We start from the raw sequence: 20,351 nt of genomic DNA, 5'->3' as shown, positions 1-20,351 counted from the left end.
ATTAAGAAGAAAATCTAAGCCAGTAATAGGGCTTAAATATTAATATACGAGGAGGTTTAATAATGTCTGAAACTATTGGTAGTCGTATTAAAGAGGTTCGTAAATCTTTAAAAATGAAACAAAATGAACTTGCAGATGCTGTCGGTGTAAACTACACAATGATTTCGCTATATGAATCAAATAAACGTGAACCTAGTAGGGAAACGGTAGAAAATATAGCTCGTGTTACAAACGTTTCCGCTGATTATATTATGGGGCTTTCAAAGCATAAAACTTTTGATGAAGAAACATCAAAAAAAATAACAGATGATGTTGAAGATATCATGAAACGTATTAATCAGCTTCCTGCTGATAAACGAAGCAAAATTATAAATATGATCAATGATCTATAAAAAAAGAACTTGGCAGATTAACTTCCACCAAGTTCTTTTTTTATTTTGATTATTTTTTCAATTGCATCTTGATCTCCTTTATATGCAAGTTCAACTAACTCACTTATTTTTTCTTTAACATCTACTCCTACTGTTTTTAGCATCAAAACCCCTCCTTTTTATATTGGTAAAAATTTACGGTTGTTTTTTTGTACATGCACATATAATCAACCAAGCCTAGAAAGCACGAAAGACGTCGCCATTTGGCAACGTCTCCCATTTATTCCTATTAAACTCAAGATCCTCCGGGTTCTGAGCTCATATATTGTACATATTCGTTATTTGTTTGCTTACTAACAGCTTGGTCTTTCTCCAATACCCCTGTGTTTAATACTAGTGCGAACGCACCGACAACACTTAACAATAGTATACCAACTTTTCTCATACTCTCTCGACCTCTCCCTGCTTATTTTTTAACAATTGAATTGTACGTCGTACCGCTTTAGCATAATGGTAGTTTGCAACCCGCTCAAAGCGTATAAGAGCCTTTTCCAAGCCCTCTAAATCTTCATTTATCCTAGCAATGTAGTAATCAGTAAACGGTGAACTACCACGTTCTTTAACTAAATTATATATCATTTCTAACCCTTTTTCCTTATCTTCATACAATCCTATATAGTAACCTAATTCTGAAGTATCAATGTAATCGAAATTAATTTTGTCTAAATTAAAACCAAATTCGATATATAAGTAATTTAGCGTAGTATTAAAAGCTTTATACTTTCTGCTTTCGCGAGATACTCCATGTTTATCTAGGTAGGCGATACTATCCGAAATCCACTTCTCAGCAAGGAATTTGTCATCAAACATATAACTTTCGCCAATGCAACACATACTAGTCGTATAAATTAGTGGGACATTGTTAGCCTCTTTTAGTAACTTTTCACATTTTTGACGACATAATTCTAAATTATCATCAAACAAATTAACATATGCCATCCTTTCATCGAAAAACATTGTTAACCAATTGTTTATAAAGTTATCATGAACCTCAATTAGATTTTTTTCCACCTTATCCATATACGGATTCATCGCTCTTATATTGAAGGTGTCATGCATAGACAAAGCGTATAATATATTGATTACTACTTGGAGTTCTGCATCACTTGAGAATAACTGTTCATCCATATCTTCAATTAATGGTTGTCCTTTTTTTATGTTTTGATTACGTTTATTGAATAACTCATACACTCGAATATATTTATTTAATAAACGATCTCCTTGATGGATTTTCACCAAATCTGCTATTACATCATACTCACCAGTACCTTGACAATAAACCAAAGATTTACGAACATTAAGATCATTTTGAGAAAGTTTAATAAATTTCCGTATCACTTCTTGCCGTTCTTCTAAATTTTCATAGACAACATCCATAATTTTCATAAATGCGTCTAATTTCATTTCAGCTGTTTTACCAGTTACAATTCCGTCAGTAATAACAGAACGATCCACACCGACTTTCTTTGCCAATGGACGAACCTTAAATCCTTTATCATCCATATCTTGCTTTATCTTCTTCATTAGTTCTTTCATCAAATTGTGCTTAAATTCTTTTTGTAGATGTTTTTTAGAATTTTTTATCGTCCTTTCTTTTAACTCCTTCACAAACTTACTTCCCCCTTCTCCGAACATAAACTTTCCATCCTAACAATTTTTTCAATAAGGAACATTGCGTAAATGTGATATACTAAGATGGACTCATACGAGGCAAGTGTTTCCTAAGTGCTAGTTAGGGAACGGTTCGAGAGGAGGTGTGAGAGTCCCTCTCAAACACGCTTCTATGGGTCTCTATTTATGTTCAATAATATTATTTTGTTAATTTCATAAACTTTCGAAACTGCAAATTCTCTTCCATAATTGGATATACGCACCCAATATAACACAATTATCTTTAAAATAATTATCTTTTTTGATTTTTTCAACAATTGTTTCTCTAAAATGACAATTGTTTCCCATTCCCCCATTGTTTTGCTATTATATTTTAATTTTAAGGGTGAAAAACCAGCCATTATGAAAAATTAAAACCCATCCAATCATTGATTTCTGTCTATTCCCCAAAAATCCCCTTCTATTTTTTATCAATATTAACGGATAGCACTATATGATAATATAAAAGTATCCTTTCTGTTTTAATCAATATGATGGTTTAATAATAATTGAGTTCCCTTACTCTTCTGTTATTAAAAGTAAGATGGTTTAATTTCGTAGACATCCTTATTTGGATGTCTTTTTTTGTGTTTTATAGAAACTGCAATAATGCAATTTTGCATAATCACAAAAAAATACACCATGTACATAATAGAAGTAGTACAATAAAAAATGTGGATACATTCTATAAAGCAGATTCTCTTATTATTAAGAGCGTAATATGTCAATTGCACTAGTGACATAGCGTTTATCTAAATATTTACCTCGCTTCTTTTTTATTGTGTGTGCTAACAATCTGGATTTAAAGATGATTCTGTTTTATAGGGTGTGTTTACATCCCAATAAAAGAGGTACACCTCTATTTATTTAAAGAAATATTAAGCTGAAAGAAACGGCCCTTTCATATTGATTGTGCCTTTTCTTTTTTTATACACGCTGATATACTATCCATACAAGGACCTTTAGCTCAGTTGGTCAGAGCAGACGGCTCATAACCGTCCGGTCATAGGTTCAAATCCTATAAGGTCCATTTGGTTTTTAAACGTCATATGTTATAATCGAATTTCCATCACAAAACGTCTTAGTTGCTTCAAACTTCTAAGACTAGAATCCGTTGCATATTGTAGCGGATTCTTTTTATTGGACTGACTCCTTTTATTAACAAATGGCATAACATAAAATTAGCCGTTTACCAATTGTTATTTCTTCAAACTTAAATCCATTATTAAGATGTTCTCATTGGGACATCTTTTCTTTTGGTAACAAACAAGCTATAATCTATTCAATAAATTGAATTATCACTCTTTATATAAAGGAGGAACCCCTATGGTGATCTATAAAGATGACAAACGAGGTACATATTTCTTCGTAGTAAGAGTCCGTCAGTTTGATGGGACAACCAAGCAAGTAAAACGTCGTGGGTTTAAAACAAAAAAAGAAGCACGTGAAGCAGAAGCTAAAATGTTAGTTGAAAAAGAATCAAACTCCAATCTAACTTTTGAGCACGTTGCAGATAGTTATTTTAATTGGTATACGCAAAGGAGGAAACAATCTTCAATAAATACCATAAAAAATGCCATCTACAATCATTTAATGAAAGAATTTGGAAAAATGAAAATTGACTGTATCACACCTAGACATGTAATGGACTATCAAAACAAAATGATCAATGAATATTCTGCGGAATATTTAAAAAAATTCCACACTACACTCTCAGCAATATTTAATTTTGGAATAAAATTTCATGGTTTAACAACCAATCCAGCAAGAATTGCTGGAAATTTTCAAAAAGAATCAAAGAAAAGAATTAACTTTTGGGAATTCGAAGAATTTAAACAGTTTATCAGTGTGGTAGATGAGCCCATGTATAAAGCATTCTTTTCAACTCTTTATTATAGTGGAGCAAGAAAAGGCGAACTACTAGCTTTAACTTGGGAAGATATAAATTTCGAAGAAAAGACCATTAACATTCACAAAACTAAATACAATCGTCAAGTTACAGAACCAAAAACTAAAGCTTCTAATCGAATTATTATGTTACCTAACTTTGTAATGAATTTATTAAGAGGTATAAAAAAAGATGCTGCACTAACAGCACCAGTTAAAAATGATTATGTTGTTTTTGGTGAATTCTATGATAGTCTCGCCACAACTTCATTACATAAAAAATTCAACAACTATCTAAAGATTGCTATGGTTAAAGAGATTGTAATGCATGAGTTTAGACATTCTCATGCTTCTTATCTAATAAATAAAGGTGTTAGCCCGCTGGTTGTAGCCCAGCGATTAGGGCATTCTGATGTAGCAACAACTTTAAATACTTATAGCCATTTGTATCCTTCGAAGCAAGCAGAAGTAGTTGCGTTTATGGAAAAAGATTTGCTATAATTGTTACCAAACCGTTACCGATTAACTATAAACCGTTGATATTATAACTTTAGAAAAGACCCTGTTCGTCAATTCCTTTTCTATCTGTCTTATTTCACGCCTAATTTTTCTTTCACTTTCGCTGGAAGCTCGTCTTTCTTTACTTCTTCCCAAGCTGATACACCTTTTTTATCTGAGTGATATACGCGTAGGAATGCTTCTTTACGAAGATTTTTTTGAGCTGTAAATTCTAATTCTTTCTCTTTACCGTCTTTATCAAAGCCAGTCAACTTATATTCATAATCTTTAAATTTTTGACCATTATCAGCTTTACTATGAACTTCTTTTCCATCTACTGTAATTTGAACGTAGTACTCATCTTTACCCATACGGTTTAAATCACAACCAACTAACAAGCTTGCGAATACAACTAAAATACTAAATAGTGCAATGTATCTTTTCATTTCCTTCACCTCATATGTTTTTTCTTATATTCTTATCTTAAAGCCCAGAGCTTAAAGAAGAAATTCAAAAACATGACATGAACATTACACTTTTGTAAGATAATAATTATTTCTTCACTTTAGAAATTGTCATTCCATCACCAATTGGAACGAGTACAGATTCTAAATGCGGGTGGTTTGCTATCATTTCATTAAACTTCTTCATAACTTCTGTATAACGTTTTTGTTTCACACTCTCATCAGCTACACTACCGCCAATAACGTCTTTCACGCCAATTTCGCCACTTATCACGTAATTTCCTTATACCGTTTATTACGCCTTCTATTATGCCCTCAATTATAATCTCTATTACAAGATATCTTACTAAATTAATAATAGGTTTAATTACGTATCTCCTTATGAATTCAAGAATATCCTCCACCATATTTCCCTCCTTTTTTCAAAAAGGAAACTGCTACTCCTCCGCGTCCTTTTACGTCCAATTACAATTGCTGCCCTACTGCGGTATATATCAACAAAAATAATACGACAACAACATCCACAATAACGCTATTGAATTTGGAAGAAACTTCGGTAAATACTAATACTATAACATGGCTAAGAGAATTATTTTTCCACCTATATTCGGAGATGCTCCCAAAAACTTTATAAAATCAAAGACAACTTTACTACAACTCTTCCCGTAACTAATTTATTATCGTGGTAAACCGTCTTCCACTACATCCGTAACAGTTCCATTCGGTTCAAAGATTACACGTAATGATCCTTCTCCACCATAACCAGTATAGTCATATACTGAATAAGATTTATATTTCTCAATCACATGTGGCTGTCCAATTGTAGCTTTTACCTGATTCGCGGGCATACCTTTTTTTATTTTCAAATATTGATTGTAACTTACTGCTGCCGAATTGTTATTTACATCTTTATACCACGGTACACGATCGTTTTTTTCTTCATATTCCTTTACAGGCTCTTCAATACGTTTCGTAGATACCCGATTCTCCTTACCTTTATCTTTATCTGTATCCTTTATAGCAGTACGTTCAATATTCACAACGTAACCATATGTATTTAATTCAACCATAATTTCATATGTACCATCCGTATCTTTTTCAGTATAAAATACGCGTTTTTCATTGTTATTATAATGTTTTATATTCTCACCACCGTAGTCAATCGTATTAAGAATATCCGTATACGTCATACCTTCCTCAATTTTTTGAGATTCATCATGAGAAATATAACGCTTCTGTGATGATGAAGCGTCCTCATTTTTAATACTTTCACGTTTACTCGTAGTCATAGGTGTTTTCTTCTGATCTTTTAGTACGTCACCTTCCGCCTTCGCTGGTTGCTTTGCTCCTACTTTTGTTAATACGTCTGTATCGCTAGAACAAGCTCCCAAAATCGATACTGTAGTCAACGCCATCCCTACTATAAGCACTCTCTTAAATGACTTCACTCTAATCCCCCCGGTATTTTTTAATATCTAGTAATCAACGTATTTTAATTAATACGGAACTATTCAGTTCTATACAATTTGCTATAGCCTTCTCTCTCATACACCTTTTTTATATAAAGTGAAACTTTAATCAGCCCTCACCAATCATCTTCGTTACAAATATTAACATTAAATATAACTAATAAATAGTATATTTCTGCTATTCATTTACATTTCTGTTGCATAATATTTTCCGAAACGAACAATATGAAACTCGAATTAACAATACTTATCATGAATTACATATATAATAATATTAAAATTTAATTTAAAAGTCACTTTGCATGTATTTTCTGTTTTAACGCCAAAAGAAAAGACCTTTCTAACGATTTTATTCTATCGTTAAAAAGGTCTTTCCTATTTTGGCTAAAAACTTAGCACTCTTCTGGCCTACCAGCATTCGTCGCTGTACGGAAAGATGATCCAAATCTGCATGATGCGATTGCGTTTAGATAATCAATCGTGAATTATGCGTTCAATTTAAAGCAGGTTAAAAAATAATAATTCCTTATTCAATTAACATATGCATTAGTTTAACAGCCTAATGCTGCTGTACCAAATGATAGTTTAGTTTTCAATATGTGAAAAGGGATTTCTAAATGATGAATTGAATATATATTTATTGTTTACGCGTTTTTGAGAGGTTCCTTTATGGGAGATAAGCTTTACTATATTCCTGTACTTCGCACAGTTCTATAATAACTAATAGTGATGCTGTGACGTGATTTTCTATTAGTGAGATAAAGTATTTTTCAATTCATTTATTATAAATTGCAACTCTCGTCCTCCAGAATTATTTCTTTTGGGTGAAAGTTTTTTTATGATATAAGTTTCATTCTGTCTTAATTTAAAGTTTTCGGGAGGAGAAATGATATGAACCCTATTTTATTAGATGTTCCGTTACAAATAGAAACAGACAGACTCATTCTTCGAGCACCACTTCAAGCTGGTGAAGGGGATATAGTACAACAAGCTATTAAAGATTCCATTAATGAATTAAAGCAATGGTTGTCTTTATTTCAGTCCATTCCTACTGTTGAAGAAACGGAAATTCTTCTGAGAAATGCACATATAGATTTTTTGAAAAGAGAAAGCTTTCGCTATCTTATCTATCATAAAGAGACGAATGATTTTGTTGGAACAGCTAGCCTTCATCGAATTGATTGGAAGGTTTCTAAATGTGAAATTGGATACTGGATTAACACGCAATTTAGTGGCAGTGGATATATGACAGAAACAGTAAGTGCGTTAACAAACCTTGGATTTCAGTTATTCAAATTTAGAAGGATTGAAATACGATGTGAATGTAATAACACGAAAAGTCGTGCACTCCCTGAAAAACTAGGCTTTGAACTTGAAGAGATATTACGTAATGAAGATTTTTCAGCTGACGGCAAACAACTAACTGATACTTGCATCTATGCAAAAATAAAGTGAAATATTGATTAGCCTTGGTAATCGGGCTTTTACGGCAAAAGAAAAGACCTCCTTAACGATTTTATTCCATCGCTAAAAAGGTCTTTTTCTATTTCGGCTAAAAACTTAGCACTCTTCTGGCTTACCAGCATTCGTCGCTGTACGGAAAGATGATCCACATCCGCATGATGCGATTGCGTTTGGATTGTCGATTGTGAATCCGCCACCAAGCATAGATTGTTTATAATCAATTTTTACTCCTTTAACAATTGGAGCACTTTCTGTATCGATAACAAATTCAACACCGAAAAACTCAAGAACTGTGTCGTCTTCTTTTGGTTCTACTTCAAATCCTAAGCCGTAAGAAAGGCCAGTACATCCGCCGCCATGTACAGCAAGGCGCACGTACTTCTCTCCATCTTCAGCATCTTTTAACATATCTTTAATTTGAAAAGCTGCTTGTTCTGTTACTTCAATCATGAAATACACCATCCTTTCTGTTCTCATTCTATTATACATCTTTACGCTTCTATCTTGTACTCATACACTCCGCGGCAAATTACTTCCGCAGGTCCTTTCATTAACACGTTTCCTTCTTCTGTCCACGCAATCATTAAATCGCCGCCAGCTAAATGAACGGTAATTTCTTTACCACGTTCCATCTTCCCATTCAAAATAGCAGCTACAACGGCAGCGCATGCCCCTGTTCCGCAAGCTTGCGTTACACCTGAACCACGTTCCCAAACGCGGAAATTCATTTCTTCATCGTTTAAAATCTCGATAAATTCAACATTCACTCGCTCTGGGAACATTTCATGTGTCTCAAGAACTGGACCAAGTGTTGTAAGAGGTGCCTTCTCTACATCCTCAACAAAAATAACCGCGTGCGGGTTCCCCATTGAAACAGCCGTAAATGCATAACGATGATTATTATATAAGAAGTTTTCACGAATAAATGGTGTTTCACCTTCACCGAGCATCGGTATTTCTGCACGTGTTAGACGCGGTGCTCCCATATCAATTTTCGCTAATGTCACGAAACCATCTTCTACTGTTACTTCAGCCGTTACAATACCAGCTAACGTTTCAATTGTGAAAACTGTTTCTTCTACTAGTTTATGCTCATACGCATATTTCGCTACGCAGCGCAAACCATTACCACAGCTCTTTCCTTCTGATCCGTCATTATTAAACATACGCATTTTCACCGGAGCTACATCAGACGGACAAATTAAAATCATTCCGTCTGCTCCAATACCAGTATTAATATTTGAAACCTTTTCCGCCACAAGAGCTAAATCTTCTTCAGGAATTTGTTCTTCAAACATATTTACATATATATAACTATTGCCAAGACCATGCATTTTTGTAAAAGAAAATTGGCTCATTTATATTCACTCCAAAAATAATTTATTATTTTAAGTATAGAATGCATGCTTTTAGAACACAATATGAATGTCCCCCGTTTCTCATATTTGACAACGTTTGGCGATGAGCCACTCTTACACACATTGTGTAAGAAAAAAGCCCTTCTAAAAAGGGCCTTTTTTTATTTATCTATAGTATTAAACTACCCTCGAAAATAACGTTTTATCTAAAATAAAATGAAAAAGGCGTTGCTCATTCGCAACACCTTAAAACATTGGATTTTCATCCAAATACTCATATACGTTATTAACAAGCTCTTCTACTGTTGCACCTTGTACAACTTCACCATTTACAAGTGCAAACGGTCCTTCAAAACAAATACCACAATACCCTAGACAACCATACTCCATTACATCTAAATTTGGATCTTTTTCTAATTTTTCTAGAGCTGCTTGTGAACCACTTGCAAGGTTACCTACACAAAATTCAATTAATGGTTTAATCAAAATTCTCCCCCCTGTACTACAAAACAAATTACCTTCTGACTTCATCTATAAGAAGAAAACTAAGCTGTCTCTTGTTGTTTTCGTTATACATCCTAAACTATTTAGTTACTTCACTATTTCACTTCAAAGTAGATGATTTTATTTTATATAACATGCTACTTGCAATGAAATAGTAACTAAAAAGGTAAAACAGTTTACTTTACTTTTCTTCTTATTGTACAACAGAGTATTCATTCATGCATTGTTATTTGTTCACAAATTCGATATAATTTGATTGAGTAAAGTCAAAATATTTTATTAATATAAAATTTTATGATTAGGGGATATTTCAACAGAAAAGGGGTAATCCATCATGAAACACCTCGTAATACTAGGTGGCGGCTACGGTGGAATGAGAATTCTACAAAGGCTACTTCCAAGCAACCAACTTCCAGATGATGTACAAGTGACATTAATCGACAAAGTACCATATCATTGCTTCAAAACTGAATATTATGCATTAGTTGCGGGTACTATTTCAGAAACGCATATTCGTATACCGTTTCCTGAGCACCCACGCCTCAATATTCAATACGGCACAATAACAAATATTGATCTCGAAGAAAAAGCGGTTCATCTCGATGGCGGCGAAGCAATCCAATATGATGATTTAATTATCGGACTTGGCTGTGAAGATAAATATCATAACGTTCCTGGGGCGAAGGAATATACACATAGTCTACAATCAATTGAACAAACACGTAAAACATATGAACAATTAAATAGTCTAGAACCAAATGCAACAGTAGCTGTCGTTGGTGCTGGCTTAAGTGGTGTAGAAGTTGCAAGTGAACTTCGCGAAAGCCGTTCTGATTTAAAAATCTATTTATTTGATCGAAAAGATAGAATTTTATTCCCGTATCCAGAGAAATTAAGTAGATACGTAGAAGAATGGTTCGTAAAACATAAAGTTAATATTATAAGAAACTCTAACATTACAAAAGTGGAACCAAATATTGTGTATAACCACGATGAACCACTTGAATGTGATGCAATCGTCTGGACAGCTGGTATTCAAGCAAATGAAGTTGTTCGAAACCTTCCAGTTGAACAAGATGGTAGCGGACGGGTTGTCTTAACGAAATATCACAATATTCCAAACAACGAGCACGTTTACGTTGTAGGAGATTGCGCAGCACTTCCACATGCACCATCTGCCCAACTTGCTGAAGGTCAAGGAGAACAAATTGTCCAAATATTATTAAAACGTTGGAATAATGAACCACTCCCTGATGAACTACCTGTTATTAAATTAAAAGGTGTTCTAGGATCTCTTGGTAAGAAGCATGGATTCGGTTTACTCGCAAATCAACCGTTAATGGGACGTGTACCGAGATTATTAAAATCCGGGCTTCTTTGGATGTACAAATATCATAAAGGTTAATACTTTACAGGCTGTCTACTATGTAGGCAGCTTCTTTGCATCAGTTTTTAAAAATTATCAGACACATCTTTCTCAATATGTATAATGATTTATTTTTCATTTTTATATTAAAAACTATTGATAAACAGTGTATGCTATTTGTAAGTTGTTTTATTATTTCCTTGAAGACCGAATTCATTCGGTCTTATTTTTTATGTTATAAATACTTTTGTAGGAGGCATTACATTCCACTTATGAACTTATCGAAACTAAACAATCGAATAGAAGCGAAAAAGAAAGAGTTAATCTATCTCGTTGAACGATACGGATTCACTCATGATAAAGTGATTTCTTTCAGCCAAGAATTAGATCGTTTACTTAACTTATTAATAAAACTCAAGACGAAGAAAAAACGTTGTTCGTTATAACCATTTCCCCCTCTTTTTTTGATACGATATAACTAGAATCAGAAAGGAGCGATTTATGTTTATATTAAAAGAGGTTATATATAAAGATATACTACACATTCCTTATTTACAGATTCAAAAAGAAAAGATCACTTGCATTATCGGTGAAAGCGGAAGCGGAAAAAGCACATTGCTTCGCATGTTAAACGATTTACAATCTCCAACATCTGGCACAATTGAATATAACGGAAAGTTAATTTCTGATTATCCGTCTATTCAATTACGTCGTGACGTAGTTATGCTTGGGCAAACTCCACCTCTTTTTGATGGAACCGTTAAAGAAAATCTATTAATGGGACTTCGTCTTTCTGAAAAACCATTTCCAAATGATGATGCCCTGCGGAGCGCACTACAAACCGTTAGCTTAGACAAGCAATTAAAAGATAGCGCCTCCTCATTATCCGGCGGTGAAAAACAAAGACTTGCCTTTGCACGTATCGTACTTATGGATCCGCCTGTCTATTTATTAGATGAACCAACTTCAGCATTAGACAGTGATACAGAACGCCGCGTTATGAAACAATTTACTGAACTAGCACGAAAAAAGAAAAAAACAATTATCTTCATCACACACTCACAACAACTTCCAGAAGAAATTGCAGACGACATTATTGAGATTAGTAAAGCAAACGGTGCAACTAGAAAGGAAGTGCTCTCTGTTGAAGGGCGTTATTGAACTCCAAATTTGGCAACTTGCAGCTGCCTATATTTTTATTCTTATTTTAATTGGACTTGTAAAATTAAAAGGAATACCTCGCGAAAAACAAATCGCGCTCGCAACATTCCGTATGACCATTCAGCTCGTACTTGTTGCATATGTCCTTACATACGTATTTGAAAACAGTAATCCATTTTATACAATTGCTCTCATTACTTCTATTACTACCTTTGCAATTTTTAATATTTATAAACGAGTTAACATCCCGATGTCTAAAGAATTAAAACGAGTAGCCGCCCTTTCCATGGTCGCCGGATCAATTGGGCCACTTCTACTATTTATCTTCGTTATTATCGGTCATGACCCTTGGTATGCTCCGCAATATATCGTCCCTATTACAGGAATGTTAGTTGGGAATGCCATGACTGGTGTTTCTCTCGGCGCAAATACGTTCTTAAACAATATGAAGTCGCAAAGAGGTCAAATTGAAGGTGCACTTATGCTCGGAGCAACACCGAAAGAAGCTGCTGCTCCGCTCATTCGAGACGCTTTTGATTCTGCTATTTTACCAACAATTAATTCTATGGTCGGAATGGGGATTATAAGCTTACCAGGCATGATGACTGGTCAAATATTATCCGGTGTATCACCATTCACAGCCATTCAATATCAAATCGCCATCATACTCGGTATTTCTGGAAGTACTGCCTTTGCTGTCATTATCTTTTTACAGCTTGGATATAAAACGTTCTTTAATAAGCGATGTCAGTTGAAAGAAATTGAATATGGTGCACGGTGAATCGTGCGTAGTTCACGATGAATGAAATTATATTAACGATTTTTTCAATATATCTATCATAACTTGCAATATATCAACGATTTTTCAAATATATCTATCATAACTCAGAATATATCAACGATTTTGTACGAAATATCGATTTACCGACAAAAAGTGACATAATAAAAAGAGGAGGCTATTCGCCTCCTCTTTTTATTGTCTTACGCCTTCTTAACGAACTGTGATTTTAACTTCATAGCTCCGAAACCGTCGATTTTACAATCGATATCGTGATCGCCATCAACTAGACGGATACTTTTTACTTTCGTACCGATCTTCACAACTGAAGAAGTTCCTTTTACTTTTAAGTCTTTAATAACAGTAACTGCATCGCCATCTTGAAGAACGTTTCCGTTCGCATCTTTTACAACTTTTGCACCATCATTATTTTCAGCTTCTGCGTCTTGGCCCCACTCATGAGCACATTCTGGACATACGAAAAGAACGCCATCCTCATACGTATATTCTGAATTACATTTTGGACAATTTGGTAAAGTAGCCATAAATTCATTTCCTCCGTTCATTATTTATACGTAAAAATCAAAATTGATGTTTACATCTCGATAAATAAAATTTGTATAGCATTTCTTTATAGTGCCATAGTCTCACGTTATTGACAAGCCTACCTCAAATTCTCATTTTTTATTGTATTTTACAAAATTTCAATTCGTATGCCTTTTTTCTATTTGTTCTTCTACTAATTTTAAAAATCTTCGTTGTGCATTTTTACTTTTTACGAGCAATCGAACTCTTAACTTACTTTGTAAATATGAGCGAACTTTGTAGTTCGTAATAAATAAATTTCGATACTTTTCGTCTTCATATATGATTCGAAACCATTCATACTGCTGCAAGTAAAGTATGTTAGCATCAATCTTTTTCGTGTGTAAACCCGTACTTAAACTAATAGATCCTATTAGAGCTTCTATTAATGCTGAAATTATTTCTCTTCCCCTAATAAATAAAAGAAGAACCTTCACAAGATTCTTCTTTTCAAAATGAACGAGTTCCCTCTAGAAACCCCAATTATTTTCTTCAATGTAAATTTGATATTCTTCTACTTCTTCTTCACTTAACTTCTTATTATTTTCATATACCTCTTGCCACTCGAAATAATCTTCATCGAAATAAACAGCAAATTTAATTTTCACGTTTTTCTTCTCTGTATAATCATAACCAGTAAACTCTACTACATCATAATCTTTTTCTTTCTTCACAAACTTCCAGGTTGGATTATCAGTCATAATCTCTAAAGTAACCCCTTCACCAGTTGAACGAACAACGTTTTTAATATTCGGCTCAGTTGGTAAAAGAGAAAGTCCGAGCATAGCTCCGCCAAACACAATCCCGACTATAACTTGTAAACCAATCATACCAGCTACACTAACGCCGCCCTTTGATTGTAAGAAATACGCCTTCTCATGATCAGACGCATCTTCTCCCTTACGAAAAACACGAACAGCATGCTTATAATATAAACGGTTTCCTTGCCATCCAGTAAATATCATCATTCCTAATTGAAGAGCTAAACTAAATGTTACATAAATCCCCTCTGGAATATCTATAAAAGGGGTTATAACTATACTAGGTATAGCCAATAACGCAAATATAATAAATAACTTATACATTTTACGATAAGCTAACCAAAAGGTTGGGAAGAAAAAGGCTACCCAATTCCACGTATTCCCTTGCGCAGGGTTTTCTACTTTACCCCACTTAAAATCATAATAAGCTGTATTCTTTTGAACAACTTTATGTAATTCTTGTGGAGAAATCGTTTCTTGTAAAACAGTGTCCTTCACGTACATCATCCTTTTCTTATTTCTATATACATTTATTGTATATGCACAAAATAAAGGAATCTAACAAAAAGTACACATATTTCATAAAAATGAACGGAAATCGAATATATTCCGACAATTATCCGTTTCTTATTTCATTTTACTTTTAAATATATTAGAATACTTATGAATGATACGTTTAATACACTAAGTTAATCATTTTGTATATTTGATAATAAAAATGTTTCACATGAAACTATTTATATTTTGTATTACCTTGCCTCTACACAATGAGTGTAAAGCCCTTTCTACTTACTACAAAATACGAAAGACGCCCTTTTCAAAAAGGCGTCTTTTTATAGTTGAAAATTCAATAATAAATAAAACGAATTATTTAATAAATGAATCCCAATTGGAACGAGTAAATTCTTCGTTTTCTTATATGTGTATGCTAAACATATACCCATACCAAAAATATATAAAATACTACCTACTGTAAGGGGATGGCCAAAAGTAAATATGAAAGCACTTATAACGGCACTAGTAAGTGCAGAAAAGCGCTGGGATAATTTCGTAAAAAACATCCCCCGAAATAAAAGTTCTTCCCAAATCGGTGCAAAAATGGTGAGCACAACTACGTATAAAATGATTTCACTTTTAGTAGGCTTTATTACTATACTAGACTCGTCCACACCAATCCCATGTGGTAAAACTAAATTTAATATTGCAAGATATATAAGCATTACAATCGCTGTCATTACTATCATTACATAGTGTTTAAAATTATTGAATTGTAATGATTTTATTAAATGTAAGCAGCAATTTCTTGCCGGTGCATACATTACGATAATCATACAAAACGTGAAAGGTGGAATAAGATGATCTACATACCATGGATATAAGGAAGAATCATATAAAAGGTTCAAAAAACCAATTCCATGCATGACCCCAAAAATAATTACTAGAATGCTAATTACTTGGCGCATACTCATTTGTTCATTCTTTTCTTCATATGTAGCTAATTCTATATTCATCCTACCCCCTCCAGTATAATTAAACCTTTTAAACCATTATATACCAAATTCAACATAAAAAAAGACAATACACCCCACTGTATTGTCCATTTTCTTCCCTACCATTTCTCTCTACACGTCTCAATTAAATGCAGTAAGTACCTCTTCGTCATATCTGCTCTTCTCCACCTTGAGAGCATTCGCTTTTCTTTTGGATTGTGCCGTATTCTCGCTACTTCTTTTAATAAGAGCTCCCATTCTTCCGCTGAACGTTCTGACAAGTATTGCAATCCTCTATCTTTTGAAACGATTGTTTTATAATCTAGTGTATATAAAATGCGTCCCATCGTAACGACAGCTGATTCTACCCACTCTTCTATAAAAAATAAATATGGCTTCTTCACCTTTTCACTCCAGTACTGTTCTACGTTGTATTTCATCGTATTTACTACATCATTCCATTGTATTTGCAGCGGAAGATCTTCTGCTTCTTTTCCTGTAACTGTAATGCCTTGATTTTTCAACGTCCACCATGTGACCGCATTAATGTCCCAATGACCAACATTAGCTTTACCATCTGCACAATACACGTACTCGTTCATTTCATCATTGTATTTCCCTAAGTCAGCAAGCGGAATATACATACCGTCCATTCTTTTACCTAGCGTATTATCACTAAGTTTCTTATGTAGTTCCACAAGCTGCTGTTTTTCGGCTTCATTCACGGAATCACTTATCACTGTAACAAAATCAACATCGCTCGTTTCTGCATAAAATGCACCAAGTGCGATGGAGCCGTAAATATATACCCCTACTATTTTTTCATCTAAAAAAATTTCTTTTAATTCTACTGTGTACCGCTCCATTAACTGTTGTACTTCCGTTGGTAACGCATGCTTCACTCCATTTTTCATATCTATCCCTCCAATAAAAAAAGCCTTTGCAAATTCGCAAAGACTTCTTGTTTTATAAATATTTCTCGATTTCTTCATAAACATCCTTCAAACGAGGATTTCCTTCTCCAACAATTTCTCCATTTACAAGAACGACCGGATAAAATAAATCTTCTTCCACTACGCGCTCTGCGAATGCTTTTTTATCTGCATCTTCTTGTTCTTCTTGGAAATCAATATACTCGAAATTAAATTTATTTTCTTGTCCTTCATATTTACGACCAATTGCCGCTTGTAACCATTCAAACGTTTCTGTTGAAGATGGCATTCCGACGCAGCTCGCACAAATTACTTTCGTCCCATACACTTGAACATTAACCATTTCTTCTCCCCCACTTCTTGTTCCAACAGTATATTCAGATGTCTTATTACATAAGCACATCATTTTACAATCTTATCCCATACCCCTATACTGAAAAAACACGATACAATATTTCGACAATAAAACAAGAAGAGAAAAAATAGATTTTCCCCTCTATCTTGATTATAATAAAACTGATGAAAGGAGTCGATAAAAATGGAAAACCCACATATGCAAGAACAAGTATTAGAAGTATTAGATAAATTACGTCCATTCTTACTTCGCGATGGCGGAGACGTTGAATTAGTAGACATTGAAGAAGGTATCGTAAAACTACGCCTTATGGGTGCATGCGGAAGCTGCCCAAGTTCTACAATCACACTAAAAGCTGGTATCGAGCGCGCGTTACTTGAAGAAGTACCAGGCGTTATCGAAGTAGAACAAGTATTTTAATTAAAAGCGGAAGCGGCTCGTTCAGAACAGGAGGTCATTGGAGCTCCTGACGAAGAGGCGCTTTTTGCCTCACAGGAAGGCGCGAAATGGCCGACTGTTCTAGCCGCTGGAGCTAGATATTAATCTAAAAGCGGAAGCGGCTCGTTCAGAATCGCCTTCTAAAAGGAGACCAAATTTGGTCTCCTTTTTTTATTCAAATCACATTTATCCGTTAACATCATAAAACAAAATTGGAAATCCCTCTCAAAAAATGCGATAATTAATACTATATAGTGAATCGTTCACACATATACAGTAAAAAAACATAGGGGGACGACAAATGCCAAAAATGGGGAACACTTTTGTAACAATTCAAGAACTAGAAAAGAAAAAAGAGTATTTATTAGGCCTTTCATCCGTTATACCAACATGGAATACAAGCTATCAATTTTTATTTAAAGAAATCCAGCAAGAATTATTGGGTAAAGTAAATGAAAAGCTCGAAAGGCATCAATTCGTTTTAAATATATGTACAGATCAGCAGGTAGGGGCATAATGTATTACATAAAATTGTGGTATATAAAAAAGAGACCTCACTCGGTCTCTTTTTTATATTTTTAAGATAGCCAATCTAATTTTCTAATCCCGAGCTTATCTACTGGTAAACGAAGTGAGCCATAAAAATGCTTCATAAATTGCTCTGAGCGGTTCACATCGTGTAAAATGGCTTCTAAGCGATCTCTATATATGCTTTTTTGTTCTTCGTTTCCAGTTTGGTAATATCGTTCGACCGTTTCAAAATAGTGAAGCGGGAACAGGAGCCTTGCAAATAATAAGCGCCAACCAAATGAGGACAGCGAGTAATTTCGTTCATAATCTGTAACAAATTGAACAATTGTTTGATCCCAGTCTTTCTTTTTTTCAATCATCATATAGCGAATCCATTCTGCTATATCTCGAGTTGGGTGATCATACACCCAATCAAAAGGGAGTTTGAGACGCTTCGTTTGATGCCATAATAAAGGTGTGAATCGTTCTTGGCAAATTGTCGCTGCATCCGTTAGTTGCGGCGTATCATCCATTTCTGTATCAACAACATATTGAATGGCATTTTCTGCAACTCCTAAGTAATACGGGAAGGATTCAATAAACAATTGATCGAATACGTCTGTAGGGTGGTTCATCACTTGCGATTGCCAAAACTTTTCTAACTGATCGAGTCTCTTTTCCCATAACGCTTTCCATTCACCAATGCGGCTTAATTGCTCGATTTCTTCTGGAAAGAATGCACCTCGTTTATGGAATATAGAAAGTTCATTTCCTAATGACATAGCATGTCGTTCTAACGTGCGCATACCTTTTAATAAGCAATAATTTTGTTCTTCTATCTCACTTACATAGTAGCCGTGTATAGTCGGAACGAAAGTCGCTACAGTTATATCCCCTTGCTGGTTCATATAATCACTGAGCTTTTTCATCTCTACAAGTACTTCTTCCTCCATTTCTCCAATTGGAACAAGTACATAAATTTTGTTGCGAATCCAAAAGCTTTTATAGGGGCCAAGGGGGATTAATTCTTTAACATGCATGTGATAATGCTCATAAATATGCTGAATCATCGCAGTCGCCACCTATGGTTTTTCTTTATATATATGAGCTTGTGCTCGCCTTTCATTCCTATGCACATGATAAAGCAACGAAACGTATACAAATACTAAAAAGAAAAAAAGGTGATAAACATGAAAGAATCAAATCAACTACAAGAAAGAGCATTACAACTATTACAAGAACGCGGTGTAACAATTGACGATATTGCTGAACTTGTTCATTTTCTTCAAAAAAAATACCATCCAAATTTAGAGATGTCAGAATGCCGTTACAATGTAGAACGTGTACTATCAAAACGTGAAGTACAAAACGCACTGATTACAGGTATCGAACTTGATGTCCTTGCTGAAAAGGGAATGCTAAGTGAACCGTTACAAGATATTGTAAAACGTGATGAAGGCTTATACGGAATTGATGAAGTTATCGCACTTTCTATCGTGAACGTGTACGGCTCTATCGGTTTCACAAACTTTGGATATATTGATAAATTAAAACCTGGTATTTTAGAATACTTAAATGATAAATCAACTGGAAAGGTGCACACGTTCCTTGATGATATCGTTGGCGGAATCGCTGCCGCTGCATCAAGTCGTTTAGCGCACCGAGCTGAGCACTCAGAATAATAATGTTTTCTAGGCCGTCAGTTTCATGCTGACGGTCTTTCGTATTCCATAAGCATAAATTCTCTTCCGCGGCTCAAAAAAATAAGCCCTTGCTTAAATCCGATATTTTTATATAACGTAATCGCTCTTGTATTAAATGTTGCTACACTTAATCGAAACATGTTTGCGTTAAACTCTTTCGTGGCAAACGCTATTCCAGCTTGGAAAAATTCTTTCCCCATTCCTTTCCCAGTTAACGCCGGCTTCATACCAAGTCCGATATCAATCGCTTCTTCTCCACCATATAAATTAGCATCTCTGCCACCTGGTACTTGTGCATTTTCTCCAAAACAAAAATAGCCGATGAACTCTCCTTGATCATCACAACAGCCATAATACGTTCCATCTAATAGCTCTTCTATTACTTCTTTCTCGCCTGAAAAACTATATAAACTATATGGTTCCTCGTACGTCCACGTATTTATCTCATTTGCTTCTTCCTCTGTTAACTTATGTATATCCACATTCTCTTTCCTCCTATTATATTTCTATTAACAATATTCGATATTCATCTTATAATTCATCTTTC

Annotated in this window: 28 protein-coding genes, 1 tRNA gene and 1 pseudogene; 11 read left to right on the top strand and 19 right to left on the bottom strand. The window is 34.4% G+C overall.

Annotated elements, in window-relative coordinates; all coding sequences use genetic code 11:
• The first annotated feature begins 62 nt into the window (after nucleotides 1-62).
• A complete protein-coding gene (locus tag CQ064_RS13880) occupies nucleotides 63-392 on the top strand; it encodes a helix-turn-helix domain-containing protein (RefSeq protein WP_000004989.1) in 330 nt (109 codons plus the stop codon).
• A 17-nt stretch (nucleotides 393-409) separates the two neighbouring features.
• Here the strand turns inward: CQ064_RS13880 and CQ064_RS34065 are convergent, their stop codons facing one another.
• The 4 genes from CQ064_RS34065 to CQ064_RS34425 form a co-directional block, all read right to left on the bottom strand.
• A complete protein-coding gene (locus CQ064_RS34065) occupies nucleotides 410-535 on the bottom strand; it encodes a hypothetical protein (RefSeq protein ID WP_000921419.1) in 126 nt (41 codons plus the stop codon).
• Nucleotides 536-666: 131 nt separating this feature from the next.
• A complete protein-coding gene (locus tag CQ064_RS33615; protein WP_001233256.1) occupies nucleotides 667-816 on the bottom strand; it encodes a hypothetical protein in 150 nt (49 codons plus the stop codon).
• On the bottom strand, nucleotides 813-2,066 hold the full coding sequence (locus CQ064_RS13875) for an AimR family lysis-lysogeny pheromone receptor (protein WP_000466634.1): 1,254 nt from the start codon (nucleotides 2,064-2,066) through the stop codon (nucleotides 813-815). Before CQ064_RS13875 ends, CQ064_RS33615 begins: the two co-directional genes overlap by 4 nt.
• Nucleotides 2,067-2,212: 146 nt before the next feature.
• Complete coding sequence (locus CQ064_RS34425; RefSeq protein ID WP_000896921.1) at nucleotides 2,213-2,443, bottom strand: hypothetical protein; 231 nt, start codon at nucleotides 2,441-2,443, stop codon at nucleotides 2,213-2,215.
• A 594-nt stretch (nucleotides 2,444-3,037) separates the two neighbouring features.
• Here CQ064_RS34425 and CQ064_RS13860 point away from each other — a divergent pair.
• Together CQ064_RS13860 and CQ064_RS13855 are read left to right on the top strand one after the other, a co-directional pair.
• Nucleotides 3,038-3,111: transfer RNA gene (locus tag CQ064_RS13860), tRNA-Ile, on the top strand.
• A gap of 296 nt (nucleotides 3,112-3,407) precedes the next feature.
• On the top strand, nucleotides 3,408-4,469 hold the full coding sequence (locus tag CQ064_RS13855) for a tyrosine-type recombinase/integrase (RefSeq protein ID WP_000237488.1): 1,062 nt from the start codon (nucleotides 3,408-3,410) through the stop codon (nucleotides 4,467-4,469).
• 89 nt (nucleotides 4,470-4,558) lie between these two features.
• Here the strand turns inward: CQ064_RS13855 and CQ064_RS13850 are convergent, their stop codons facing one another.
• The 4 genes and pseudogenes from CQ064_RS13850 to CQ064_RS13835 form a co-directional block, all read right to left on the bottom strand.
• Nucleotides 4,559-4,912 (bottom strand): YxeA family protein, encoded by a 354-nt coding sequence (locus tag CQ064_RS13850; RefSeq protein WP_000833148.1) that lies wholly within the window; start codon nucleotides 4,910-4,912, stop codon nucleotides 4,559-4,561.
• A gap of 106 nt (nucleotides 4,913-5,018) precedes the next feature.
• The gene (locus CQ064_RS13845) at nucleotides 5,019-5,204 is read right to left on the bottom strand and encodes an O-methyltransferase (RefSeq protein WP_003272374.1); all 186 of its coding nucleotides are present in this window, start codon (nucleotides 5,202-5,204) and stop codon (nucleotides 5,019-5,021) included.
• 403 nt (nucleotides 5,205-5,607) lie between these two features.
• A complete protein-coding gene (locus CQ064_RS13840; protein ID WP_000834607.1) occupies nucleotides 5,608-6,378 on the bottom strand; it encodes a hypothetical protein in 771 nt (256 codons plus the stop codon).
• A gap of 413 nt (nucleotides 6,379-6,791) precedes the next feature.
• Nucleotides 6,792-6,884, bottom strand: a pseudogene (locus tag CQ064_RS13835) (iron-sulfur cluster assembly accessory protein); the annotation flags it as partial.
• Nucleotides 6,885-7,290: 406 nt separating this feature from the next.
• Here CQ064_RS13835 and CQ064_RS13830 point away from each other — a divergent pair.
• Nucleotides 7,291-7,854: a GNAT family N-acetyltransferase gene (locus CQ064_RS13830; protein WP_001068189.1), complete on the top strand. Its 564-nt coding sequence runs from the start codon at nucleotides 7,291-7,293 to the stop codon at nucleotides 7,852-7,854.
• A 105-nt stretch (nucleotides 7,855-7,959) separates the two neighbouring features.
• Here CQ064_RS13830 and CQ064_RS13825 read toward each other — a convergent pair whose 3' ends face one another.
• The 3 genes from CQ064_RS13825 to CQ064_RS13815 all read right to left on the bottom strand — a co-directional run bounded on the left by CQ064_RS13825 (nucleotide 7,960) and on the right by CQ064_RS13815 (nucleotide 9,707).
• Nucleotides 7,960-8,313, bottom strand: coding sequence for a HesB/IscA family protein (locus CQ064_RS13825; RefSeq protein WP_000573830.1), 354 nt, complete (start codon nucleotides 8,311-8,313; stop codon nucleotides 7,960-7,962).
• A 41-nt stretch (nucleotides 8,314-8,354) separates the two neighbouring features.
• Nucleotides 8,355-9,221 carry a diaminopimelate epimerase gene (gene dapF / locus CQ064_RS13820; protein ID WP_000077392.1) on the bottom strand — a complete coding sequence of 289 codons (867 nt, stop codon included), beginning with the start codon at nucleotides 9,219-9,221 and terminating at the stop codon, nucleotides 8,355-8,357.
• Nucleotides 9,222-9,467: 246 nt separating this feature from the next.
• Nucleotides 9,468-9,707, bottom strand: coding sequence for a YuzB family protein (locus tag CQ064_RS13815; RefSeq protein WP_000595026.1), 240 nt, complete (start codon nucleotides 9,705-9,707; stop codon nucleotides 9,468-9,470).
• Between the two features lie 352 nt (nucleotides 9,708-10,059).
• Between CQ064_RS13815 and CQ064_RS13810 the strand changes: the two genes are divergently transcribed.
• The 4 genes from CQ064_RS13810 to CQ064_RS13795 all read left to right on the top strand — a co-directional run bounded on the left by CQ064_RS13810 (nucleotide 10,060) and on the right by CQ064_RS13795 (nucleotide 13,033).
• On the top strand, nucleotides 10,060-11,130 hold the full coding sequence (locus CQ064_RS13810; RefSeq protein WP_000682065.1) for an NAD(P)/FAD-dependent oxidoreductase: 1,071 nt from the start codon (nucleotides 10,060-10,062) through the stop codon (nucleotides 11,128-11,130).
• Between the two features lie 233 nt (nucleotides 11,131-11,363).
• A complete protein-coding gene (locus CQ064_RS33145) occupies nucleotides 11,364-11,537 on the top strand; it encodes an aspartyl-phosphate phosphatase Spo0E family protein (protein ID WP_001054089.1) in 174 nt (57 codons plus the stop codon).
• A gap of 55 nt (nucleotides 11,538-11,592) precedes the next feature.
• The gene (locus tag CQ064_RS13800; RefSeq protein WP_000470295.1) at nucleotides 11,593-12,252 is read left to right on the top strand and encodes an ABC transporter ATP-binding protein; all 660 of its coding nucleotides are present in this window, start codon (nucleotides 11,593-11,595) and stop codon (nucleotides 12,250-12,252) included.
• Nucleotides 12,236-13,033, top strand: coding sequence for an ABC transporter permease (locus CQ064_RS13795; RefSeq protein WP_000679257.1), 798 nt, complete (start codon nucleotides 12,236-12,238; stop codon nucleotides 13,031-13,033). The genes CQ064_RS13800 and CQ064_RS13795 overlap by 17 nt, the downstream gene beginning before the upstream one ends.
• 200 nt (nucleotides 13,034-13,233) lie before the next feature.
• On the opposite strand, the gene phnA is transcribed toward CQ064_RS13795, so the two are convergent.
• From phnA to CQ064_RS13760, 6 genes are all read right to left on the bottom strand, one after another.
• The gene (gene phnA / locus CQ064_RS13785) at nucleotides 13,234-13,575 is read right to left on the bottom strand and encodes an alkylphosphonate utilization operon protein PhnA (protein WP_000212735.1); all 342 of its coding nucleotides are present in this window, start codon (nucleotides 13,573-13,575) and stop codon (nucleotides 13,234-13,236) included.
• A 159-nt stretch (nucleotides 13,576-13,734) separates the two neighbouring features.
• Nucleotides 13,735-14,016 (bottom strand): hypothetical protein, encoded by a 282-nt coding sequence (locus CQ064_RS13780; protein WP_024927875.1) that lies wholly within the window; start codon nucleotides 14,014-14,016, stop codon nucleotides 13,735-13,737.
• A 69-nt stretch (nucleotides 14,017-14,085) separates the two neighbouring features.
• A complete protein-coding gene (locus tag CQ064_RS13775) occupies nucleotides 14,086-14,883 on the bottom strand; it encodes a DUF2628 domain-containing protein (protein ID WP_003272364.1) in 798 nt (265 codons plus the stop codon).
• Between the two features lie 326 nt (nucleotides 14,884-15,209).
• Complete coding sequence (locus tag CQ064_RS13770) at nucleotides 15,210-15,887, bottom strand: CPBP family intramembrane glutamic endopeptidase (protein WP_001019404.1); 678 nt, start codon at nucleotides 15,885-15,887, stop codon at nucleotides 15,210-15,212.
• 98 nt (nucleotides 15,888-15,985) lie between these two features.
• Nucleotides 15,986-16,780, bottom strand: a complete 795-nt coding sequence (locus tag CQ064_RS13765) for a nucleotidyltransferase domain-containing protein (RefSeq protein WP_003272363.1) — start codon at nucleotides 16,778-16,780, stop codon at nucleotides 15,986-15,988.
• Nucleotides 16,781-16,832: 52 nt separating this feature from the next.
• Nucleotides 16,833-17,141, bottom strand: coding sequence for a YuzD family protein (locus CQ064_RS13760; protein ID WP_000248588.1), 309 nt, complete (start codon nucleotides 17,139-17,141; stop codon nucleotides 16,833-16,835).
• A gap of 195 nt (nucleotides 17,142-17,336) precedes the next feature.
• Here CQ064_RS13760 and CQ064_RS13755 point away from each other — a divergent pair, with 195 nt between their 5' ends.
• Together CQ064_RS13755 and CQ064_RS13750 are read left to right on the top strand one after the other, a co-directional pair.
• Entirely contained in the window at nucleotides 17,337-17,573 is a 237-nt protein-coding gene (locus CQ064_RS13755) for a NifU family protein (protein ID WP_000431159.1), read from the top strand.
• Between the two features lie 319 nt (nucleotides 17,574-17,892).
• Nucleotides 17,893-18,108, top strand: coding sequence for a hypothetical protein (locus CQ064_RS13750; protein WP_001125507.1), 216 nt, complete (start codon nucleotides 17,893-17,895; stop codon nucleotides 18,106-18,108).
• A gap of 61 nt (nucleotides 18,109-18,169) precedes the next feature.
• On the opposite strand, the gene yutH is transcribed toward CQ064_RS13750, so the two are convergent.
• Nucleotides 18,170-19,171 carry a spore coat putative kinase YutH gene (gene yutH / locus CQ064_RS13745; protein ID WP_000614216.1) on the bottom strand — a complete coding sequence of 334 codons (1,002 nt, stop codon included), beginning with the start codon at nucleotides 19,169-19,171 and terminating at the stop codon, nucleotides 18,170-18,172.
• Between the two features lie 120 nt (nucleotides 19,172-19,291).
• Here yutH and CQ064_RS13740 point away from each other — a divergent pair, with 120 nt between their 5' ends.
• Entirely contained in the window at nucleotides 19,292-19,783 is a 492-nt protein-coding gene (locus tag CQ064_RS13740; protein WP_000665103.1) for a phosphatidylglycerophosphatase A family protein, read from the top strand.
• A gap of 23 nt (nucleotides 19,784-19,806) precedes the next feature.
• Here CQ064_RS13740 and CQ064_RS13735 read toward each other — a convergent pair whose 3' ends face one another.
• Nucleotides 19,807-20,286, bottom strand: coding sequence for a GNAT family N-acetyltransferase (locus tag CQ064_RS13735; protein ID WP_000351152.1), 480 nt, complete (start codon nucleotides 20,284-20,286; stop codon nucleotides 19,807-19,809).
• Nucleotides 20,287-20,351: the final 65 nt, after the last annotated feature.

This window comes from Bacillus sp. MYb78 (assembly GCF_002975115.1).
In the GTDB taxonomy this organism is placed as follows: Bacteria; Bacillota; Bacilli; order Bacillales; family Bacillaceae_G; genus Bacillus_A; species Bacillus_A cereus.
The sequence above is the reverse complement of the archived record's forward strand: the minus strand, read 5'-3'. Positions and strand labels throughout refer to the sequence as shown.